The organism is Streptomyces sp. NPDC006529 (assembly GCF_040611795.1).
Classification (GTDB): Bacteria; Actinomycetota; Actinomycetes; order Streptomycetales; family Streptomycetaceae; genus Streptomyces.
This window is the reverse complement of the sequence record NZ_JBEXPB010000002.1, coordinates 176,754-195,087: the sequence shown is the minus strand read 5'-3', so window position 1 is coordinate 195,087 and position 18,334 is coordinate 176,754. Positions and strand designations below refer to the sequence as shown.

Below are 18,334 nucleotides of genomic sequence, written 5' to 3'. Positions count from 1 at the left end.
GGACTATTCCTTTCGATGGCGCGCAATGCGGTGGTTCACAGGGTGGTTCAGCCGACTTTTTGGAGGTCGGGATTCGGGGCGTCCACGGGAAGCGCGGCCGGTTTCCCGGTCTCCGCGGATTTACCGGACGGCATCAGGAGGCAGGCGAGGGCGCCCACGAGCAGCACCGCCACGGGCAGCAGCAGGGTCGTCCCGGAGGCCTGCGCCAGCCCTTCGTGGAAGGCATGGCGTTCGGCGGCCGACGCGCCCTCGGCGAGGGTCTCGGTGGCGAGCCGGGAGGACAGCTGCGCCTGCATCAGCACGCCGACGGCGGCGGCGCCGATGACGCAGCCGACCTGCCGGATCGAGTTGTACATCCCGGCCCCCGCACCGATGTCGGCGACGGGCAGCGTGCCGGTGGCCACGTTCGCCATGGGCGCGAAGGCCGCGCCCGTACCGATCCCGGCGAAGAACAGCGCGCCGGCGAGCTGCCAGACCCCTCCGTCGGGGCGCATCGCGAGGACGATCATGCCCAGGCCGGCCGCGAAGACGAGGAATCCGGCGAGGACCACCCATTTGCCGGGGACCCGGTCGGAGAGGGTCCCGGCGAGCGGCCCGGCCAGCCCGCTGGAGACGGCGACGGGCACCATCAGCAAGCCGGCCTGCTGCGGGGAGAGTTCCATGACCGCCTGCATGTAGAGGGTGAGCGGCAGGTAGAGGCCGGTGACGGCGAAGCCGATGGCCGCCGCGGCGAAGGCGGCGGTGGAGAAGTGGCGGCGCCGGAAGAGGGAGAGCGGCATCAGCGGCTCGCGCGGGTTGAAGCGCTGCCACAGGACGAAGGCGGCGAGCAGGACCACGCCCGCGCCGATGACCACCGGCACGGTGAGCGGTCCGGCGACGGTGCCCCAGTCGTAGTGCTGGCCGTTCTGCAGGCCGAACACCACGGCGAACAGGCCGAGTCCGGAGAGCAGGGTGCCGAGCAGGTCGAAGCGGCGGTGGTTGCGGGGCTGGCCGCCGGGGACCAGCTTCGCGGTCATGACGAGCCCGGCCAGGCCGATCGGCACGTTGACCAGGAAGATCCACTGCCAGCCGGCCGAGCCGACGAGAAAGCCGCCGAGCAGCGGTCCGACGGTGGTGGCCAGGCCCGCGACCGCGCCCCAGACCCCGAGGGCCGCGCCGCGCCGGTTGGCGGGGAAGAGGGTGGTCACGAAGGCCATGGTCTGCGGGGCCATCAGCGCGGCCCCGACGCCCTGCACGGCGCGCGCGGTCATCAGCATCTCCGCGCTGCCGGAGAGCCCGCACCACAGGGAGGCGGCGGTGAAGACGGCCATGCCGGCGAGGAAGACGGGCTTGCGGCCGAAGCGGTCGCCGAGCCGTCCGGCGACCAGCAGGGGGACGGCGTAGGTGAGCAGGTAGACGCTGTGCACCCAGGTGATCCGGTTGAGGTCGGCGTGGAGGCCGTCCATGATGCCGGGGATCGCGACGGTCACGATGGTCGTGTCCATCATGATGAGGAAGAAGCCGACACAGAGTGCCGACAGCGCTGCCCACGGATTCTTCGCGCTGGTCGCGCTCTGTCCTGCGGTGGCGTTCGCGGTGGTCGTCATCGTGTCAACTCATCTTCTCTCAGCGGTTCTTCAGTTCTCGTCGGTACGTAAGCGGGCGCCGCGGTGCTCCAGTTCGGTGGCTATCTCGTCCCAGTGCGCGGCGCAGGCGCGGGCCATGGCGGCGATCTTCGGGGCCTGGTGGTCGGGGGCGCGCAGCACCACGCCGCTCTCGCCCTCGCGGATCATCCGGGCCTCCAGCCAGCGGATCATCGCCCGGCCCTCGTCGCTGTACTTGAGGGTGGGGTCGCGCTTGAGGGAGTCCAGGACGACGGAGAGGTCGACGGGGGCGCGGCCCGCGGCGCGGCCGGGGCGGGCGCCGTCACCGTCCGGCGCGGGGGTGCGTACGCCCGTACGGACGCCCGTACGGACGCCCGTACGCGCCCCCGCGCCGCTGCCGGGCAAGGGGCCCTCGCCCCGGGCGAGGCGGTCGCGCACGTCCCGGGCGGTCTCCACCGAGATGCCGGAGGAGCGGGCGATCTCGCGCAGCGAGGCCTCGGGGCGGACGGCGAGGTAGTCCATGGCGCGCAGCCGGCCCTCGGTGGCGTTGAGCGGGCGGGCCCGGCCGTCGCAGCCCACCCGGGCGGCGGGCAGTTCGCCGGGGGCTCCGGCCTCGCCGTTCTCGGCGGCGGCGCGGCGCAGCACGCCGACGGTCTTGCCGGACAGGCCGACCTTGGCGGCGACGGCCCGGTCCGACCAGTCGGGCCAGGCGCGCAGGATGCGGCGCGCGGACTCGCGGCGGTCGGAGAGGGTCAGCGGCAGCCCGTGCCGGTTGTTCGCCTCGACGGACAGCAGGAACGCCTCCGACGGCGTGCCGTCGAACCAGCGGACGGCGATGGAGGCGCGCCCGCGCAGCCGGGCCGCGTGCAGCCGGTGCATCCCGTCGACCACGCGCAGGGTGGAGCGGTGGACGACGATCGGCGGGAGTTCGGTCTCCAGGCCCGCCAGCATCCGGACGTGGTCCTGGTCCACGCCGGCGAGGCGCGGGGACTCGGCGTCGAGCAGCGCGTCCACGGGCACGCAGCCGGTCATCAGGGCCGAGGCGGGCGTCGGCAGGGTGACCGGGCGCAGGGCGGTGACACCGGACAGGGCGGGCAGGGCGGTGAGGGCGGGCAGCTTGATCGTGCGGACGGGGGCTGCCGCCGTGTCGACGGTCATTTCGACTCCTTGGGTCGCATCCTCGGCTCGCGTCCTCGCGTCACGGAGCGCGGTCAGCCGCTGAACGCGTGGGCGCGGGCACGGGGGTGGGCGCGGTCGGAGGTGCGGGCGCGGTCGGCGGTGAGCGTGCGGTCGGCGGCCGCGGCGCGGTCGGCCGCGAGGGCGCGGTCGGCGGCCGCGCGGTCGACGGTGCGGTCGGGGGCGGTACGGGCCGTCCGGCGCGGGGCGCTCAGCAGGCGGTGGGCGGCGGCGGCCGAGACGAGGGTCATGTGGCGGTGCCAGCCGGGGAAGGAGCGCCCCTCGAAATCGAGCAGCCCGCAGTCCTCCAGCACCTCCATCGAGGTGGCCAGGGACAGCGAGGTGGCGGCCGAGAGGGAGAACCGGGCGGCGGCCAGCGTGCGGCCGTCGGGGTCGGCGATCCAGTGCTTCGCGGGCCGGTCCGGGGCCGCCGGGTCCCACTCGGTGAGCAGGGCCAGCGGGCGGGCCACCCCGGGCACCCGGATGAGCGCGGGCGCCCGGCGCAGCCGGCCGCCAGCGAGCGGGGAGGCCGCGGGGCCGAGGCGGGCGGCGAGCCGGGCCACGGTGGTGGTGTGCGGGGCGCGGTCGCCGGGCGGCCCGCACAGGACGGGCGTGCCCGGAGGTACGGACACGGCGAAGCCGAGGCTGCGGCCGGCCAGCCCGGCGACGAGCCGCACCGCGTCGGCGGGTGCCTCGGTGGCGGCCTCGGCCACGACGGGCACGCCCGCGGCGGACGCGTGGGCGGCGGCGGCCTCGGCGGCCTGGTCGAGGCCGAGCCCGGGGTGGGGGGTGGGGGCGGTGCGGGCGGCGGCCGGTATCCGGGCCCGTTCGCACAGCTCGTCGTCCTCGCTCCAGCGGCCGGGCAGGCACAGCCGCCAGTCGACCGGGACGCTGCCGAGGTCGGTGACGAGGAACAGCCCCAGCGCGAGCTGGCAGCTCAGGGTGCGCCCGCCCGCGGGATCGAAGCGCCGGTGCACCCCGGCGGAGCACTCCCCGCGCTTGGGGATGACCACGGGCACCATGCGCAGCGCCCGCACCCCGGCCTGCTCGCCGCACCAGGCGGCCAGCTCCCGGCGGACCGGGTTCCAGTCCCACGTACTGGCGTTGACCACCTGGTGCAGGGACTGCGAGGCGGCGCCGAGCGCGGCGGTCGAACGCGCCATGTTCCGCACGGACTTCTTGCCGGGCGTACCCAGCAGCCCGGACAGATAGGCACCGGCCCAACGGCGCTGATCGGTGCGGGGCAGGCAGTGGAAGAGACGCCGGGCGAGTAGGTCGGCGGTCGGCATGGCGGGCAGCTCCCTCCGGCGAACGGGTCGATCGGGTCGGTTGGCCAGCGAAATAAAGAATAGCGAGTGTTCTCTATGTTTTGCGACCCCGCGGCACCTACGAAACGACTTTGTCACTTCTACGGCCGCCGACTCGGCCTCCAACTGACGTTCAGCAGAAGGCGGTTGAAGCGTCCTACCCCGGTACCCCACCCCGCGCGGCAACCCCCCCGCGCCCGGCCCGCGGACCAGGCGGAATCCGAAAGGGACGGCCCGGCCACCACGACGAGGATCCCCCGGCCGGTTGTTCTCCCCGGCCGGGGGATCCTCCTGCGCGCGGCCCGTGGGCGGGGCGCGGTCAGGCGGCCAGCTCCGCGAGGACCGAGTCGCGGTTGGCCAGGTCGGCGCGGACGCCGCTGAACAGGCTCTCCATGGGGAGCCAGCGCAGCGTCACCGGGCCCGACGGGGCGCCGTCGTAGCCGATCGCGGCCGCCGCCGTGTGGCGGGGGCCCGCCGGTACGTCGACCACCGACCAGCCCTTCGGGTGGCGTTCGCTCTCCCACCCGAGGTAGTCCAGGGACAGGTCCCGGCCGAGGCCGGTGCCGAGCCCCTTGAGGTAGGCCTCCTTGCGGGTCCACAGCCGGCCGAAGGCCGAGGTGCCCGCGCATTCGGGGACCTCGGCCAGCTCGGCGCGCTCGTCCGCGTGCAGCGCGGCCGTGCACACCCGGGCCGTCTCGGCCGTCGGCACCTTCTCGACGTCGACGCCGATCGGTACCGAGGCCACCCCTATCAACACGATCCCGCTGCTGTGCGACAGCGAGAAGTGCAGGTCGGAGGCGGGTCGCAGGAGGATCGGGCGCCCGTGCTGCTGGTCGCAGCACGGGCAGGGACCGCGGCCGAACTCCAGCGACCCGGCCGGTTCCCCCACGTACGTGGCGAGTACCCGGCGCAGCGCGATGTGCGCCGCCGCGTACAGGTAGCCGCCCGACTGGCGGCGGCAGGCGCGGGCCCGCTGGAGTTCGTTCTCGTCCAGTTCGGTCATCTCCAGCACGCCGGTGATGTCGTCCGGCTTCGGCTGCCGCAGCAGCCAGACATCAGCGCCGGCCGGCGGCGCCAGCTTCGCGGTCATCCGCCGGACCCGAGCAGCGCGACGACCATCGCGGCCAGCGCGTGCGTGTCCTTGGCCATGAGCAGGTCGGGCAGTTCGGGTGCGACGCCGAGGGCGGAGCGCAGCCGGTACTGGAGCTCCAGTCCCAGCATCGACCCGATGCCCACGGTGACCAGCGTCCGCTCGGTGTCCAGTGCGGCCGGGCTGACGCCCACGGAACGGGCGACCTCCCGGCGCACGTAGTCGGCGATCAGCGCGTCGCGCTCGGCCGGGGTCGCGGATGCGAGCGTGGCCGCCGAGGGTGCGGTCACGTCCGCCGAGACCGGGCCGTCGGACACCGGACCGGCCGGCTCCTGGCTCGGGACGTCCCAGTCGGGTTCGGTATTGAGCCAGTCGAGAACCGCTTGGTTCACTGTCACAGCTCCTCCTTCGGGTCGTGGTGCGGCGTGTGGTGCGGGGACATCAGGGAGCGCACCCTCGCGGGGTGCAGCGGGAGGGCGCCGACATCGCCGGGCAGCCCCAGGGCGTCCCGTACGGCGCCCGCGACGACGGCCCCGCTGCCGGCGGTGCCCCCCTCGCCGGCTCCGCGCAGACCCAGCGGGTTGCCCGGGGCCGGGGCGTCCTCGTAGACCTCCACCTCGAACTCGGGGAGGTCCGCGGCGCGGGGCCACAGGTACTCGTCGAGGGTCAGGGACAGCGGGCGGCCGCGCTCGTCGTAGCGGAACTCCTCCGACAGCGCGCCGCCGATGCCCTGGACGGCGCCGCCGATCAGCTGGCCGCGCACCGCCTCGGGGTGCACGGCGCGCCCGATCTCGTAGGTCATGGCGTACCGCAGCAGCCGTACCGCGCCGGTCCCCGGGTCGACCTCGGCCTGCGCGAAGTGGGTGCCGTACGGGTACGTCATCCCCTCCGCGACATAGGTCGCCCGGCCGATCAGGCCGACCTCCTCGCCGGTCCTGATCCAGCGCGGGGTGAAGGCGGCGGCGGCGAGCGCGGCCCAGCCCACCTCACCGGCGGCTTCCGAGGAGGCCAGCCCGCCGGGGACGAGGTGCACGGATTCCGGCGGGACGCCGAGCAGGCCCGCGGCCACCCGGACCGCCTTCTCGCGGACCGCGACCGCGGCCCGGCGCACGGCCTCGCCGCCCACGACCGTGGAGCGGCTGCCGAAGGTGCCGCCGCCGTCGGGCAGGACGTCGGTGTCGGAGAGCACGACCCGCACCGATGCCACCGGTACGGCGAGCTCGTCGGCGGCGATCTGCGCCATCACCGTCTCGATGCCCTGGCCGACGGTCGCACCGCCCATCGCGACCCGGACGGCGCCGGTCACCCCGATGTCGACGACCGCGCTGTCGTAGCCCAGCCCGGCCTTCTCCAGGATCACCGCGCAGGCGGTGCCGACGAGCCGTCCCGCGGCCCGGGCCTCCTTCGCCTCGGCCCGCCAGCGGTCGTAGTCGAACCTCGCCAGCGCCTTGTCGAAGTGCTCCAGGTGGTCCTTTCCGTCGAGGACCATGGGCGAACCGAAGACCTGCATCGGCCGCTGGTGCGGGAGTTCACCGCCCGTGAGCAGATTGCGGCGGCGCAGCTCGACGGGGTCCAGGCCCAGTCGGGTCGCGGCGAGATCGAGGGCGTGCTCGCGCACGAAGTTGTGCTGGAAGCGGCCCGGGGCCCGGTAGGTGCCGATGGGCGTCTTGTTGGTGGTGACGATGTGCACGCGCGAGCTGGCCGCGGGGATCCGGTAGGCCCCCGAGATCATCGACGCGGTCAGCGCCGCGACGACGGCCCCGTGCGTGCGGATGTACGCGCCGTTGTCGAGCCAGGCCTCGTCCCGCAGCCCCAGCAGCAGGCCGTCCGCGTCGAAGGCCAGCTCGATCCGGTGCTGCTGCTCGCGCGCGTGGTTCGCGGCGCTCATGTGCTCGGCCCGGTCCTCGGACCACTTCACCGGGCGTCCGGTGCGCAGGCACAGGAACGGCACGAGGAGGTCCTCGGGGTAGAACTCGCCGCGGATGCCGAAGCTGCCGCCCGCGTCCGTCTCCCGCATGTGGATGCGGTGTTCGGGGAAGGAGAGCAGCGAGGCCAGGACCCGCCGGTTGATGTGCGGGATCTTCGCCGCGCCCCAGATGGTCAGCCGCCCTTCCGGCCCGACGGAGTCGTCGATCTCCGCGATCAGGCCGCGCGGCTCCAGCGGGGTGCCGCTGTGCCGGCCGGTGCGCAGGTCGGCGCTGACCACGTGGGCGGCCGCGGCGAAGGCCGCGTCCACGTCCCCGTAGCCGAAGTCGACCGTGCCGACCTGCGCGGGGGGCTGCCCGGCCAGGGATACGGGCCCGGGTCCGGCCGCCGTCGTTCGGGCGTCCATCGCCGGGGGCAGCTCAGCGAGGTCCAGGCGGACCAGCTCGGCGGCGTCCTCCGCGAGGTAGGGGTCCTCGGCGAGGACGACGGCCACCGGCTCCCCCGCGTACCGGACGTACCCGGTGGCCAGGGGCGGCTGGAGGTAGGCGGTGAAGTCGATCCCCGGGTGCGGCTGGCGGACCGGGATGCGCAGGCCCGGCGGCAGGTCGTCGGCGGTGATCACGGCCGCCACCCCGGGCAGCGCGGCGGCCCGCGCGGTGTCCACGCCGAGGATCCGGGCATGGGCCAGGGGGGACCGTACGACGCGCATCCACAGCTGACCGGGGCGCGCCACGTCGTCGTGGAAGCGGCCGCGGCCGCGCAGCAGCCGGTCGTCCTCCAGACGGGGTACGGAGCGGCCGACGACGCCGGTGCTCATGATCCCTCCCCGGTGGAAGCCCCGGCCGCAGCGTCGGCGGAATCGGACGCGGCCGCCGAACCGGACGCGGAAGCGACCGCCGCGGCCGCCGACACCGCGTCCACGATCGGCTGGTAGCCCGTGCAGCGGCACAGGTTCGCCGAGACGCAGGCCCGGACCGCGGCCCGGTCCGGGTCGGGCTCGCGGCGCAGCAGCCCGGTGGCGAGCATCAGGAAACCGGGGGTGCAGAACCCGCACTGGAGGGCGAAGTTGTCGCGGAACGCGCTTTGCAGCGGCCCCAGTTCACCGCCCTCCGGGGCGAGGGACTCGACGGTCTCGACGCGGCCGCCGTCGGCCTGCGCGGCCAGCATCGCGCAGGCCCGGACCGGCTCGTCGTCCAGCAGCACCGTGCAGGAGCCGCACACCCCGGTCTCGCAGCCCACCGTGGTGCCGGTGAGCCGCAGTTCGCGGCGCAGTACGTCGGCCAGACTGCGCCGCGCCTCGACGTCCAGGGAGTGCGGCTCACCGTTCACGGTCAGCTTCACGGGGACGGCGCGGGCGGCGGTGGCGGAGGCCGGGGTGAAGGAGGTCATACCGGCACCAGCTCCATTCTTTCGCGGCGCACCGGCGCCAGTACGGCGGCCCGTGCGGCGGATTCGGCGAGCGCCCGGCGCATCAGTACGGCGGCCAGGGTGCCCAGGTCACCGCTGGTCCCGGTGATCCGTACCGCCTGGGCGGCGGCCACCGCGAAGCTCTCCTGGCCGGGACGGATCCCGATCAGGAGGGCTTCGGCGGCCGGGATCCGCGTCGGGCGCTCCAGCGGACCGGCCAGGGCGAGCCGGGCGGAGGCGATCCGCCCGTCGGCGTCCAGGACCAGGGCCGCGGCGGCGGCCACCTCCGGGATCCGGCCGGGCTGGGCGGCGTACTCGATCAGCGCGGCGGCCGGCTCGGCCACCGGGAACCGCACCTCGACCAGGATCTCCCCCGGCCGCAGCGCGGTGCGGTGCCGCCCGCGCAGGAACGCGTCGGCGGCCACCACCCGTCCGCCGTCCGGCCCCAGCAGGGTCAGTTCGGCGCTCAGCAGCACCGCCAGCAGGCACCACTCGGCGCCCGGATCGGCGTGCGCGAGGCTCCCCCCGACCGTGCCGCGCACCCGCACCGGCAGCTGCCCGATCAGGGCGGCCGCCTCGGGCAGCACCGGCAGCCGCCGGTGCAGCCCGGCGTCGGTGCTGCGCTCCACCGTCGCGTGCGGGGTGAGGGCCCCGATCCGGACGCCGCGCCGGCCGGTCTGGATCCCGCTGAGCGCGGGCACCCGGCCGAGGTCGACGATCAGGTCGGGCCGCACGGCCCGCCGGTTCAGCAGCGGGACCAGCGACTGGCCGCCCGCGAGCACCCGGGCCTCCCGGCCGGCCGTGTGGGCCCCGGCCAGGGCCCACACGGCCTCCGCCGCGCTCGCGGGACGGACGTAGTCGAACGGGGCGGGCCTCACGGCTTGTCCTGCGGCGGGACCTGGAGTTCCGTGTGCCCGTACTTGCGCATCAGGTCGGCGAGGTCGAAGTGCGCCGACCGCTCGATGATCTTGTCGTCGCGGAACCGGTCGATACCCAGCGCCCCGAAGGTGGCCTTGCGTCCGCTGGGCGGCAGGCCGCGGAAGGCGCCGAGCTGGGTGGCGGTGCACTCCACCCGGGAGATCACCGTGTCCCCGTCGGCCCACTGCTCGACGACGGTGTCCACCATGTCGGGGAAGGAGGTCCGGAAGGCCCGCACCCAGGTGCGGACGCCCTCCGGGCCGTGCAGGCCGAACTGCGGCCAGCTGAAGTCCTCGTGGAAGAGGTCGTCGGCGAGGTGCAGCTCGTTGTGCGTGATGATCCGTTCGAAGAGCAGCGCGGCCTTCGCCTTGCGCTCCTCCGCAGTCAGGGCCGTCCCCTGCATGTCACACCTTTCCCAGGATCTTCTTGGACGGGTTCTTCTCCGCTACGCCTTCGGCCGCGTTCCCTTTGACCGGGGTCCCTTCGGCCGGAGCCTTTGCGGCCGGGACCTCTTTGGCCGTGGCGTCGGCCTCCGGCCGGAGCAGGGCCCGGCTCGCGGCGGCCGCGATCAGCACCAGGACCAGACCGATCCCCGCGACCCAGCGCAGGGCGATCGCGTAGGCGCCGGGGCCCTCACCGGAACCGAGGACCGAGAAGAAGACGGAGCCGAGCAGGGCCACACCGGCGGCGCTGGCGAACTGCTGGGCGGTGGTGAGCACTCCGGCGGCGGATCCGGCCTGGCCGGGGCCGACTCCGGTGAGCACCGCGCCGGTCAGGGCGGGTACCGCGAGCCCGTTGCCGAGGCCGATGAGGATCATCGGCGGCAGCAGCCGCAGGGCGCTGATGTCGTCGGGGGCCCAGGCCACCTCGGCGAGCAGGACGATCAGTCCGGTCGCCGCGACGAGCGTGCCGCCGAGGACCGTACGGGCGGCCCGCGCCGGCGGGATCCGGCGCGCCGCCATGGACGCCCCGGCGAAGGCCAGGCCGAGCGGGGCGAAGGAGAATCCGGCGGCCAGCGGGCTCAGGCCGAGACCGGACTGCAGGACCAGGGTCAGCGCGAACATGAAGCTGAAGAACGCCCCGAACACCGCCCCGCTGACCACCAGACCGCGGTGGAAGGAGCGGATCCGGAAGAGCGAGAGGTCGAGCAGCGGGCGACGGCCCTGGCGGGCCAGCTTCCGCTCCCAGCCGAGGGTGGCGGCGAGGACGGGCACCGAGGCGGCCAGGCACAGCCAGGTCCACAGCGGCCAGCCCTTGGCCGCGCCGAGCATCATGGGGACGAGCGCCAGCGCGAGGCCGGCCGGGATGCCGATGGCGCCGACGGGGTCGAGGGTGCCGCGCGCCGCGGACGAGGCGGCCCGCTTGGGCACCAGCCGGTGGGCCAGCGCGAAGGTCAGCAGGCCGGCGGGCACGTTGACCAGGAAGATCGCGCGCCAGCCGAGACCGGAGGAACCGGCCTGGAGCAGCATGCCGCCGAGCACCTGCCCGGCGACCGCGCCGACGCCGACGGTGAAGCCGAACCAGGCGAGCGCGCGCGGCCGTTCGGCCGGGCTGAACACTCCGGTGATCAGCGCGAGCACCTGCGGCACCATGGCCGCGCCGGTCACGCCCTGGAGCAGCCGGGCGACGACGAGCTGGTCGGGGCTCTGGGCGATCCCGCAGAGCAGCGAGGCGAGGGTGAAGGCCAGGGCCCCGCCGAGGAACATCACGCGGGAGCCGAAGAGGTCGCCGAGCCGGCCGCCGGTGATCAGGCCGCTGGCGTAGGTGAAGGCGTAACCGGCGACGATGAGTTCGAGGGCGACCGGGCCCGCGCCCAGTTGCCGCTGGAGGGTGGGGGCGGCGACGTTGACGACGTACAGGTCGAACTGGGCCATGAAGAGGGCGGCCAGGACGACGGGCAGCATCAGCCAGCGCCGTGCGTAGGGGGTGGTTTCGGTGGTCACTTGGTGCCTCCGGCAGCAGCGGCGACGAGCGAGGCGGCGCTCTGCGTGCGCTCGCCCTCCAGCCGCCAGTCGATGGATTCGTACTCGCGCGTCGCCAGCTCGATCGCCTCGTCGGCGGACCGTACGACGGGCAGGCCGAACAGGTCGGCGATCTTCTCCAGCCGCTCCGGGCGCGGGCCCTCGACGACGTGGTAGGTCACGTCGAGGTCCACCAGGGCCTGGAGCAGCATGTCGTCGCAGAACGCGCGGAACTCGGGGTGCATCCGGCGGTGCCCGCCGGGCTTGACGGCCCCGGGTGCGGCCCGCAGGTGCACGAAGCCGTCGTAGGTCTCCTTGACGTGCTGGCGCATCGCGTGACCGATCTGGTCGACCGCCTCGGCGAAGAAGCCCATCGCCGCGGTGGCCGGCGCGGTGGCCGCGGGGGCCGCGGGATCCATCCCGAAGCGGACCCGGGCGGCCGCGTAGATCCACTCCTGGAGCGAGGAGCCGTCGGACACGAAGCCGGCGCCCCCCACTCCGAGGCGTGCCTCGTTCTGCACCCGGCCGACGTGCCGGCGCACGGCGAGCTGGAGGTACTCGGCGGGCGTCACGTCGGCGAGCGCCTTGCCGGGCACCGCGTCGGGGAGTATCTCGCGGATGGCCCGGGCGGGGGCGAAGCCGAGACCTGTGTAGGAGGCGAGGGCAGTGGCCGTGGAGGTCTTCCCCGCGGAATAGGTACCGGACACGGACAGCCGCATCGGTGTCTCCTTAGTGGTGTTCGGTTCGATGGTGGTGGGCCGTGGGACGGCCCCCCGGGCGGGGCCGGATCCGCCACGGGCGGTCCGGCCCCGTCCGGGACGAGGGGGCGCGGGGGTCCTGGACGGCGGACCCGCCGCGCCCGGGGGCGGGGCGGCCGACCGGCCGAGGGGACCGGTCAGCCGCCCGCGGGCCCGGTCAGCCGGCCGAGGCCGCGGCCTCCGGCGGGAGTTCGTGTGCGAACGAGGCCCGCACACCCACTCCGCCGAGGCTCGCCTCGATGTCCACGCTGCGCCAGACCCCGCCGCGCAGCGGCAGGACCCGCTTCGCGGTCAGCCGCGCGGATGCGGCCTGCGCCTCGTCCCCGCGGACGGGCAGCGGCAGGGCCGTGTCCGCCGCGGTGAGCACGGTCTGCATCATCCAGAGGGTGTTGCTGGAGGCGCGGTCGACCCGGTCCAGTTCGTACATCAGCACCTGGACCAGCTGGAGGTTGACCACGAAGGCGTCCACGAGCGACACCGACGGTTCGGTGGCCGCGTCGACCCCCAGCGCGCCGGGTCCGTCCGCGCGCTCGGCCGGGCCCGGGACGAAGTGCACCCCGGCCGTGGCGGCCAGCTCCTCCATGTCGACCACGACGTCACGGATGACGTGGCGCCGGCGCTTGAAGCCGTCGCCGTAGAAGCGCCGCGCGCCCTCGCCGAGGACCTCGTCCAGGCTGCCGAAGACGCCTTCGTCCTCGGCCCGTACGCCCTCGTCGTGCTCGATCTCGCAGCGCACCCGCAGCTCGCCGACCGCTCCGTCGTGGACGGACAGCCGGCGCCCCGGGACCCCGGGGACGTCGTCGGTGCGCACCAGGCGGGAAGAGGCCGGGATGCGCAGCAGGTCCTCCTGCGGAGCGCCGCCCGCCCGCAGGACCACCTTGCGCAGCCGCATGGTGCCGCGGGCGTCGCCCGTCAGTCCGTAGGCGTGGACCAGGTGCAGCTCGGCGAGCTGCACGCCCAGGACCAGCGCGTCCACCGTGCTGAGGTGGGGGCGCAGGTCCGTGCCGTTCTTCTTGCGGGACCAGTCCGCCGGGTAGCTGACGTCCACGGTGGCCCGGATGCCCGGGCGTTCGGTGGTGACCGGGGTGGCGACGACGTCCCGGACCAGGTACTCGGCCCGCTGGTAGCCGCGCGAGAAGAACCGGCCCTCGCCGGGTCCGAGGTAATCGTCGACCGACTTCAGGAACAGCTTCTGCGGGGTGGTGGTGGCCTCGGTTACGGCGGACACGTCACGCACCCGCCGTCGCACCGGCCGTGGCCGCACGCTCGAGGGCCGCCTCGTACGCGCCGACCAGCTCGCGCAGCGTCCGTATCTCCGTGATGGAGAGGTCCGCGGCGAACGGGTCCACGCCCAGCTCGGTCTCCAGCTGGATCAGCAGCTGGGCGAGCATCAGCGAGTTCACCCCGGACTTGAGCAGCTCGTCGTCCAGCGATACCTCGTCCTCCTCCGAGCTGAGGACCACGGACTGGATCTCGCGCTCGATGATCTGCTGGATGTTCTGCTCGTTCAGCATGTGATTCCTCCGTCGATGACCAATGACTGACCGGTGATGAAACGTGCGTGTGAAGAGGCGAGGTAGAGGACCGCGTCGGCGATCTCCTCCGCGCTGCCGAGCCGGCCCAGCGGAGTCCGGTGCTGGATCTTTTCCCGGTTCCGCTCGGTGACGTCCGAGGTCAGCTCGCTGTCGAAGAACCCGGGGGTCACGGTGTTGACCCTGATGCCCACGGGCCCCAGTTCCCGGGCCAGCGCCCGGCCGAAGCCCTCCAGTCCCGCCTTGGCCGCCGCGTAGACGGCGACTCCGCGGTAGCCGCGGATGGCGTTGATGGAGGAGATGTTCACGATGGATCCGCCGCCGCGCATCATCAGCCGGGCGCACGCCTGGGTGAGGTGCACGGGGGCGGTCAGGTTCGCGGCCAGCAGGTCTTCGATCCGCTGGGGCGCCACCGTCAGGAACAGCTCCTGGTGGAGCACTCCCGCGTTGTTGACCAGCAGGTCGACCCGGCCGAAGCGGCCTTGGACCGCCTTGGTGAACTGCCGGACCTGCGCCGCCTCGTGCAGGTCCACCGACTGCCAGAAGAAGGTGTCCGGCAGGGCCTCGGCCTTCTCCTCGGTGAACTCGTTCGGCTTGCGGCTGAAGGTGGCGACCCGCCACCCGGCGGCGAGCAGCCGCTCGGCCAGCGCCCGGCCGAGGCCGCGGCTGCCCCCGCTGACGACCGCGACCCGCCCGTCCCCGGGCTCGTCGGGGACGGGCGCCCCCGGGGCCTGCGCCTGCTGCGTGCTCACACGGCGCTCCGGATCTTCTTGAACCGGTCGGAGTGCGTGTCCGCCGTGGTCACCTCGACCACCACGGGGACCTTGAAGGCCTCCAGCCGCTGCGCGCAGTACTCGCGGATCCGGCGCGAGGTGGCCCGCTCGTCGTCGACCGGCGCGGTGAGCCGGACGACGGCCTTGACCACCTGGCCGGTGACGTGGCTGGGGCGGCCCGAGACGACGGCGTCGGCGACGTAGTCCAGCTCCAGCAGGACGTTCTCGACCTCGCTGGGGTAGACCTTCTCCCCGGCGACGTTGATGAGTTCGGACTTGCGCCCCAGGATCCGGACGTAGTCCCCGTCCGTCTCCACCGCGTCCTGCGTGTTGAAGAAGCCGTTGTCGTCGAAGGGCGCCGGCGCGTTCAGGTAGCCGAGCATCGCCATGTCGGAGCGGATCCACAGGATCCCGTCCTCGATGCGGTAAGAGAACCCCTCGCCGCCGAGCTTGACCCACAGGCTGCCGTCATCACGGGACTTGGTGGGCATGATGCCCAGTTCGGAGAGCCCGTAGGTCTGCTTGAGGCGGGTCTCCGGCAGGGCCTGGGCCAGCCGGGTCAAGGTGCCCTCCGGCATGGGCTCGGTGCCGTAGCTGACCAGTTGGAGCGAGGAGAGGTCGTGCCGCTCGTACGCCCGCGAGATGAGCAGCATGTTGAGGAAGGTCGGGGTGGTGGGCAGGATCTGGATGGCGTTGGACTCGATGGCCGCGCAGACCTTGTCCGGGGTCCGCTCGTCGATGGTGACGAGCGCGCCGCCCTGGCTCAGGGTGTGCAGCAGGGTGTTGATGCCGCCGATGTGGTCCAGGTTGAGGAACCCGAGGGTGCGCCGGGGCCGGGTCGGCGGGCCGTACTTGGACAGGACCTTGGAGAAGTCGAGGACGCTGGCCTTGCTGCGGCCGGTGGTGCCGGAGCTGAAGAGGACCAGGCCGGGGACGCCGTCCGTGCGGAGCTGGTCGTACAGCTCGTGCTCGGAGGCCCGGCCGGTGATCTCGATGCTGCGGCGCCACTGCTGGGAGTCGATCGTGATGACCGTCTCCACCTCGGCGACCTCGTGGAACTCCGCGCGCTTGGCGGGCGGCAGCGGGGTCATCGGGACGATGATCGCGCCGCGCTCGATCAGGGCGAGCAGGCCCGCACAGGCCTCCACGCTGCTGACGCCTTCGAGGGCGACGACCTGGCCGGCGTGGACGCCGCCCCGGTCGAGGAATCTCTCCCATTCGCCGGTCAGCCTGGCCAGTTGGGCGTAGCTGTAACTCACACCGTTGAAGACGATGGCATCGGCCTCACCGAAGTTCCGCATCCGGTCGAAGAACCATGACGTCATACGCTTTCCACCTCTTTCACCTCGTCGTGAGCGGCCGTGTGCCGGTCGCTGTGCCACAGCGGCAGGTCCAGCGCCGGCGGAACCGGCGCTGCGGGCAGCAGGGACCACCCGTGGATACGTGCGTGGGTGCGCAGCACCTTGTCGCCACCGACGACCACCGCGGACCCGACGGCCCGGAGCATCGGCAGGTCGGAGACGTGGTCTCCGTACGCGATGCACTCGGCCGGGTCCGTGCGGTGGCGGGCGGCGACGGCCCGGACCACCTCGGCCTTCGCGCCGGCGAGCATGGGGGGCCGGGTGAGCCGGCCCGTGTACCGGCCCCAGGCGATGTCGGGCTCGGTGCACCAGACCTCGTCGGCGCCGAGGTGCTCGGCGATCGGGTCGAGGACGGCGGGGAAGGAGCCGGAGACCAGGACGATCCGGGTGCCGTCGTCCTGGTGGCGCCGCAGGGCGGCGACACCGTGTTCGTGGAAGAAGGCGCCGGAGCGCAGTTCGTCGCGGAACCAGTCCTCGGCGTGGAAGGAGACCTCGGAGGCGAAGGCGCCCTCGAGGTGCGCGAAGTAGGCGCGGTTGGTGACCGCGCGGGGGCAGCCGACCTGGTTCATCGCCTTGAGTTCCCGGCGTCGGCTGGTGTACTCGTGCGGCGGGCTGCCCAGCGCGGCGAGGTAGTGGCGCAGGAAGCGGAACATGCTCGGGGCGGTCGTCAGAGTGCCGTCCACGTCGAAGAATGCGGTGCGGTAGCCGTTCACTGCGTCTCTCCCCTTCCGGCCGGATGGTGCGGTGCGTGGGGCTCGGTGCGTGTCTTCCTTTTCTCGGGTGGTGCTGCGGGCGACCCCCTCCCCCACGGGGGAAGTGGGGGGAGGGGGGCGCGCGCGGAGCGTCGGGCGCAGCGGGGGTGGGTGCGCCGGACGCGCTCGGGGGCGGTCAGTAACGCAGCGCGTAGGCGAGCCGGCGGCCGAAGGACTTCTGCCGCCTGGACGCCATGAACGCGAGGTTGCGCTGGAGGTCCGAGGCATCGGCGGCCACGCGGCGCTCCGCCTCCTCGATCGCCTCCTTGATGGGGACGACCAGGGGCAGTTCGAAGATCTCGACGATCTTCTCGATCCGCTGCGGGATCGGCCCGCCCACGATCCGGTAGGGGATCTTCGTCTCCTCCAGCGCGCCCAGGAGCAGCTCGTCGGAGAGCCGGCGGAACTTCTCGGAGACCGGGCGGTGGCCGTCGCGGTCCATGTCGAACTCGACGGGCAGGTGGACGAAGGCGTCGTAGGACCGCTTGGCGCGGTCCTTCTGTATCTCGCCGAGGGTGTTCGTGTACTTCTGGTAGAAGCCCTTCGACACCACGCCCAGGGTCTTCTTGACGCCCTGGAACCACCACGGCATGCCGGGGTTGATGCCGACCCGCATCCGGGCCTCGAAGTAGACCCACTCGTGGAAGACGCCGCCGTCGGATATGAACGCGCCGGTCCCGGCTTCGTTGACGAGGCGCTCCTCGTAACGGCGCAGGCCCAGCTTGACCAGCTCCATGGCGTTGAGCTCCATCACCGTCTTGCCGGGGACGAGGTCGACGAGCAGCTCACGCGAGGTCTTGGCGTGCGTCCGCGGGATGCCCGTCGCGATGGCGAGGGCTTCCGTGGTGGTCGACTTCCCGGTCGAGTAGGTACCGGATATCGCCAGTTTGAGATCGGGCTTGTCGCCCCACTTGGGGACCTCGAGCTGCATTTTCGGTGACCTTTCTCCGGTGGCACTTTGGGTGAGTCGAGCTACTTTCCGAGCGGAGCCGGTTTCGGAACGATCTACCGCCCCTGGACGGACGCGAGCGCCTTTTCGATGTCCACGGCGACCGGCAGTCCGGTGATCTCGACAATCTGCCGGATCCGCTCGGCGGGGCTGCCGGTGATCGTGTGTACGGGAATGCCGGTTTCCGCTATGGCGGGCAGCAGGAGCCCGTCCGACAGCGTGCGGAATATCTCGTTGACGGGGCGGTTGTCCTCGTCCAGCGGGAATTCGACGGGCAGGTGGAAGAACACGTCGTACGCGGTCTTCGCGTGCCGCACCGCGAGCTTGCCGATCTGGTCCGCGACGTCTTCGTACGCCGCGGTGACCTCGCTGCGGAAGCGGCTGCCGAGCGGTTGTTCGGTGCCCGGGTTCGGGCCCGCGATCAGGCGGAGCTTGGCGTACACCCAGTCGTGGAGGATCGATCCGTCACTGATGAAGCCGCCCGGGTGGGCCGCCTCGTCCAGGGTCCGCTCGGCGTGCCGCCGCACGGTCAGCTGGAGCAGCTCGCCCTCGGTCCAGCTCCAGGCGTGCTTTCCCTCCCCGCCAATGGGCTCCCGCATGGCGGTTCCCTCGGCGCGGGGAAGTCCGGTCACTTCGGAGAGGGCCTCGGAGAGGAGGGTCTTTCCAGATCCGTAGGCGCCGGCAATGGCGATTCTCTGGCTCATGCATAAATGATTTCAGCAGCGCGGGCCTTTGCCCAGCCTCTCCTGCTGCTATGAGCACGACACCTGTTGCCACCACCAATAGGCGGGGCAGGCCGAGGAGCCGGCTGGCCCAACAGAAAGCCCCGACTCCCTGAATT

At 73.1% G+C, this 18,334-nt stretch carries 18 protein-coding genes; all 18 read right to left on the bottom strand.

The genetic code is table 11. The features are described 5' to 3' along the window. Window positions 1-47 precede the first annotated feature (47 nt). Window positions 48-1,586: a DHA2 family efflux MFS transporter permease subunit gene (locus tag ABZY31_RS02820; protein WP_356404100.1), complete on the bottom strand. Its 1,539-nt coding sequence runs from the start codon at window positions 1,584-1,586 to the stop codon at window positions 48-50. A gap of 30 nt (window positions 1,587-1,616) precedes the next feature. Next, window positions 1,617-2,741: a ParB/RepB/Spo0J family partition protein gene (locus ABZY31_RS02815; RefSeq protein WP_356404098.1), complete on the bottom strand. Its 1,125-nt coding sequence runs from the start codon at window positions 2,739-2,741 to the stop codon at window positions 1,617-1,619. A 53-nt stretch (window positions 2,742-2,794) separates the two neighbouring features. Beyond that, on the bottom strand, window positions 2,795-4,048 hold the full coding sequence (locus tag ABZY31_RS02810; protein ID WP_356404096.1) for a transposase: 1,254 nt from the start codon (window positions 4,046-4,048) through the stop codon (window positions 2,795-2,797). 337 nt (window positions 4,049-4,385) lie between these two features. Next, window positions 4,386-5,156, bottom strand: a complete 771-nt coding sequence (locus ABZY31_RS02805) for a 4'-phosphopantetheinyl transferase superfamily protein (protein WP_356404094.1) — start codon at window positions 5,154-5,156, stop codon at window positions 4,386-4,388. Beyond that, complete coding sequence (locus tag ABZY31_RS02800) at window positions 5,153-5,554, bottom strand: acyl carrier protein (RefSeq protein ID WP_356404092.1); 402 nt, start codon at window positions 5,552-5,554, stop codon at window positions 5,153-5,155. The genes ABZY31_RS02805 and ABZY31_RS02800 overlap by 4 nt, the downstream gene beginning before the upstream one ends. After that, a complete protein-coding gene (locus ABZY31_RS02795; protein WP_356404091.1) occupies window positions 5,551-7,899 on the bottom strand; it encodes a xanthine dehydrogenase family protein molybdopterin-binding subunit in 2,349 nt (782 codons plus the stop codon). The genes ABZY31_RS02800 and ABZY31_RS02795 overlap by 4 nt, the downstream gene beginning before the upstream one ends. Next, on the bottom strand, window positions 7,896-8,471 hold the full coding sequence (locus ABZY31_RS02790; RefSeq protein WP_356404089.1) for a (2Fe-2S)-binding protein: 576 nt from the start codon (window positions 8,469-8,471) through the stop codon (window positions 7,896-7,898). The genes ABZY31_RS02795 and ABZY31_RS02790 overlap by 4 nt, the downstream gene beginning before the upstream one ends. Further along, window positions 8,468-9,367 (bottom strand): FAD binding domain-containing protein, encoded by a 900-nt coding sequence (locus ABZY31_RS02785; RefSeq protein ID WP_356404088.1) that lies wholly within the window; start codon window positions 9,365-9,367, stop codon window positions 8,468-8,470. The genes ABZY31_RS02790 and ABZY31_RS02785 overlap by 4 nt, the downstream gene beginning before the upstream one ends. Beyond that, the gene (locus ABZY31_RS02780) at window positions 9,364-9,810 is read right to left on the bottom strand and encodes an ester cyclase (RefSeq protein WP_356404086.1); all 447 of its coding nucleotides are present in this window, start codon (window positions 9,808-9,810) and stop codon (window positions 9,364-9,366) included. The genes ABZY31_RS02785 and ABZY31_RS02780 overlap by 4 nt, the downstream gene beginning before the upstream one ends. Before the next feature lies 1 nt (window position 9,811). Then, window positions 9,812-11,350, bottom strand: coding sequence for an MFS transporter (locus tag ABZY31_RS02775; RefSeq protein WP_356404084.1), 1,539 nt, complete (start codon window positions 11,348-11,350; stop codon window positions 9,812-9,814). Next, a complete protein-coding gene (locus ABZY31_RS02770) occupies window positions 11,347-12,087 on the bottom strand; it encodes an AAA family ATPase (RefSeq protein ID WP_356404082.1) in 741 nt (246 codons plus the stop codon). Before ABZY31_RS02770 ends, ABZY31_RS02775 begins: the two co-directional genes overlap by 4 nt. 196 nt (window positions 12,088-12,283) lie before the next feature. Next, complete coding sequence (locus tag ABZY31_RS02765; protein ID WP_356404080.1) at window positions 12,284-13,354, bottom strand: AvrD family protein; 1,071 nt, start codon at window positions 13,352-13,354, stop codon at window positions 12,284-12,286. Between the two features lies 1 nt (window position 13,355). Beyond that, complete coding sequence (locus tag ABZY31_RS02760; RefSeq protein WP_351050372.1) at window positions 13,356-13,640, bottom strand: acyl carrier protein; 285 nt, start codon at window positions 13,638-13,640, stop codon at window positions 13,356-13,358. After that, the gene (locus ABZY31_RS02755) at window positions 13,634-14,410 is read right to left on the bottom strand and encodes an SDR family oxidoreductase (protein WP_356404078.1); all 777 of its coding nucleotides are present in this window, start codon (window positions 14,408-14,410) and stop codon (window positions 13,634-13,636) included. The genes ABZY31_RS02760 and ABZY31_RS02755 overlap by 7 nt, the downstream gene beginning before the upstream one ends. Beyond that, window positions 14,407-15,756, bottom strand: a complete 1,350-nt coding sequence (locus tag ABZY31_RS02750) for a long-chain fatty acid--CoA ligase (RefSeq protein WP_356404076.1) — start codon at window positions 15,754-15,756, stop codon at window positions 14,407-14,409. The genes ABZY31_RS02755 and ABZY31_RS02750 overlap by 4 nt, the downstream gene beginning before the upstream one ends. Next, window positions 15,753-16,505 (bottom strand): HAD family hydrolase, encoded by a 753-nt coding sequence (locus ABZY31_RS02745; RefSeq protein ID WP_356404074.1) that lies wholly within the window; start codon window positions 16,503-16,505, stop codon window positions 15,753-15,755. Before ABZY31_RS02745 ends, ABZY31_RS02750 begins: the two co-directional genes overlap by 4 nt. A 175-nt stretch (window positions 16,506-16,680) precedes the next feature. After that, on the bottom strand, window positions 16,681-17,475 hold the full coding sequence (locus ABZY31_RS02740) for an AAA family ATPase (protein WP_356404072.1): 795 nt from the start codon (window positions 17,473-17,475) through the stop codon (window positions 16,681-16,683). A gap of 74 nt (window positions 17,476-17,549) precedes the next feature. Beyond that, window positions 17,550-18,197, bottom strand: coding sequence for an AAA family ATPase (locus ABZY31_RS02735; RefSeq protein WP_356404070.1), 648 nt, complete (start codon window positions 18,195-18,197; stop codon window positions 17,550-17,552). Between the last annotated feature and the right edge of the window lie 137 nt (window positions 18,198-18,334).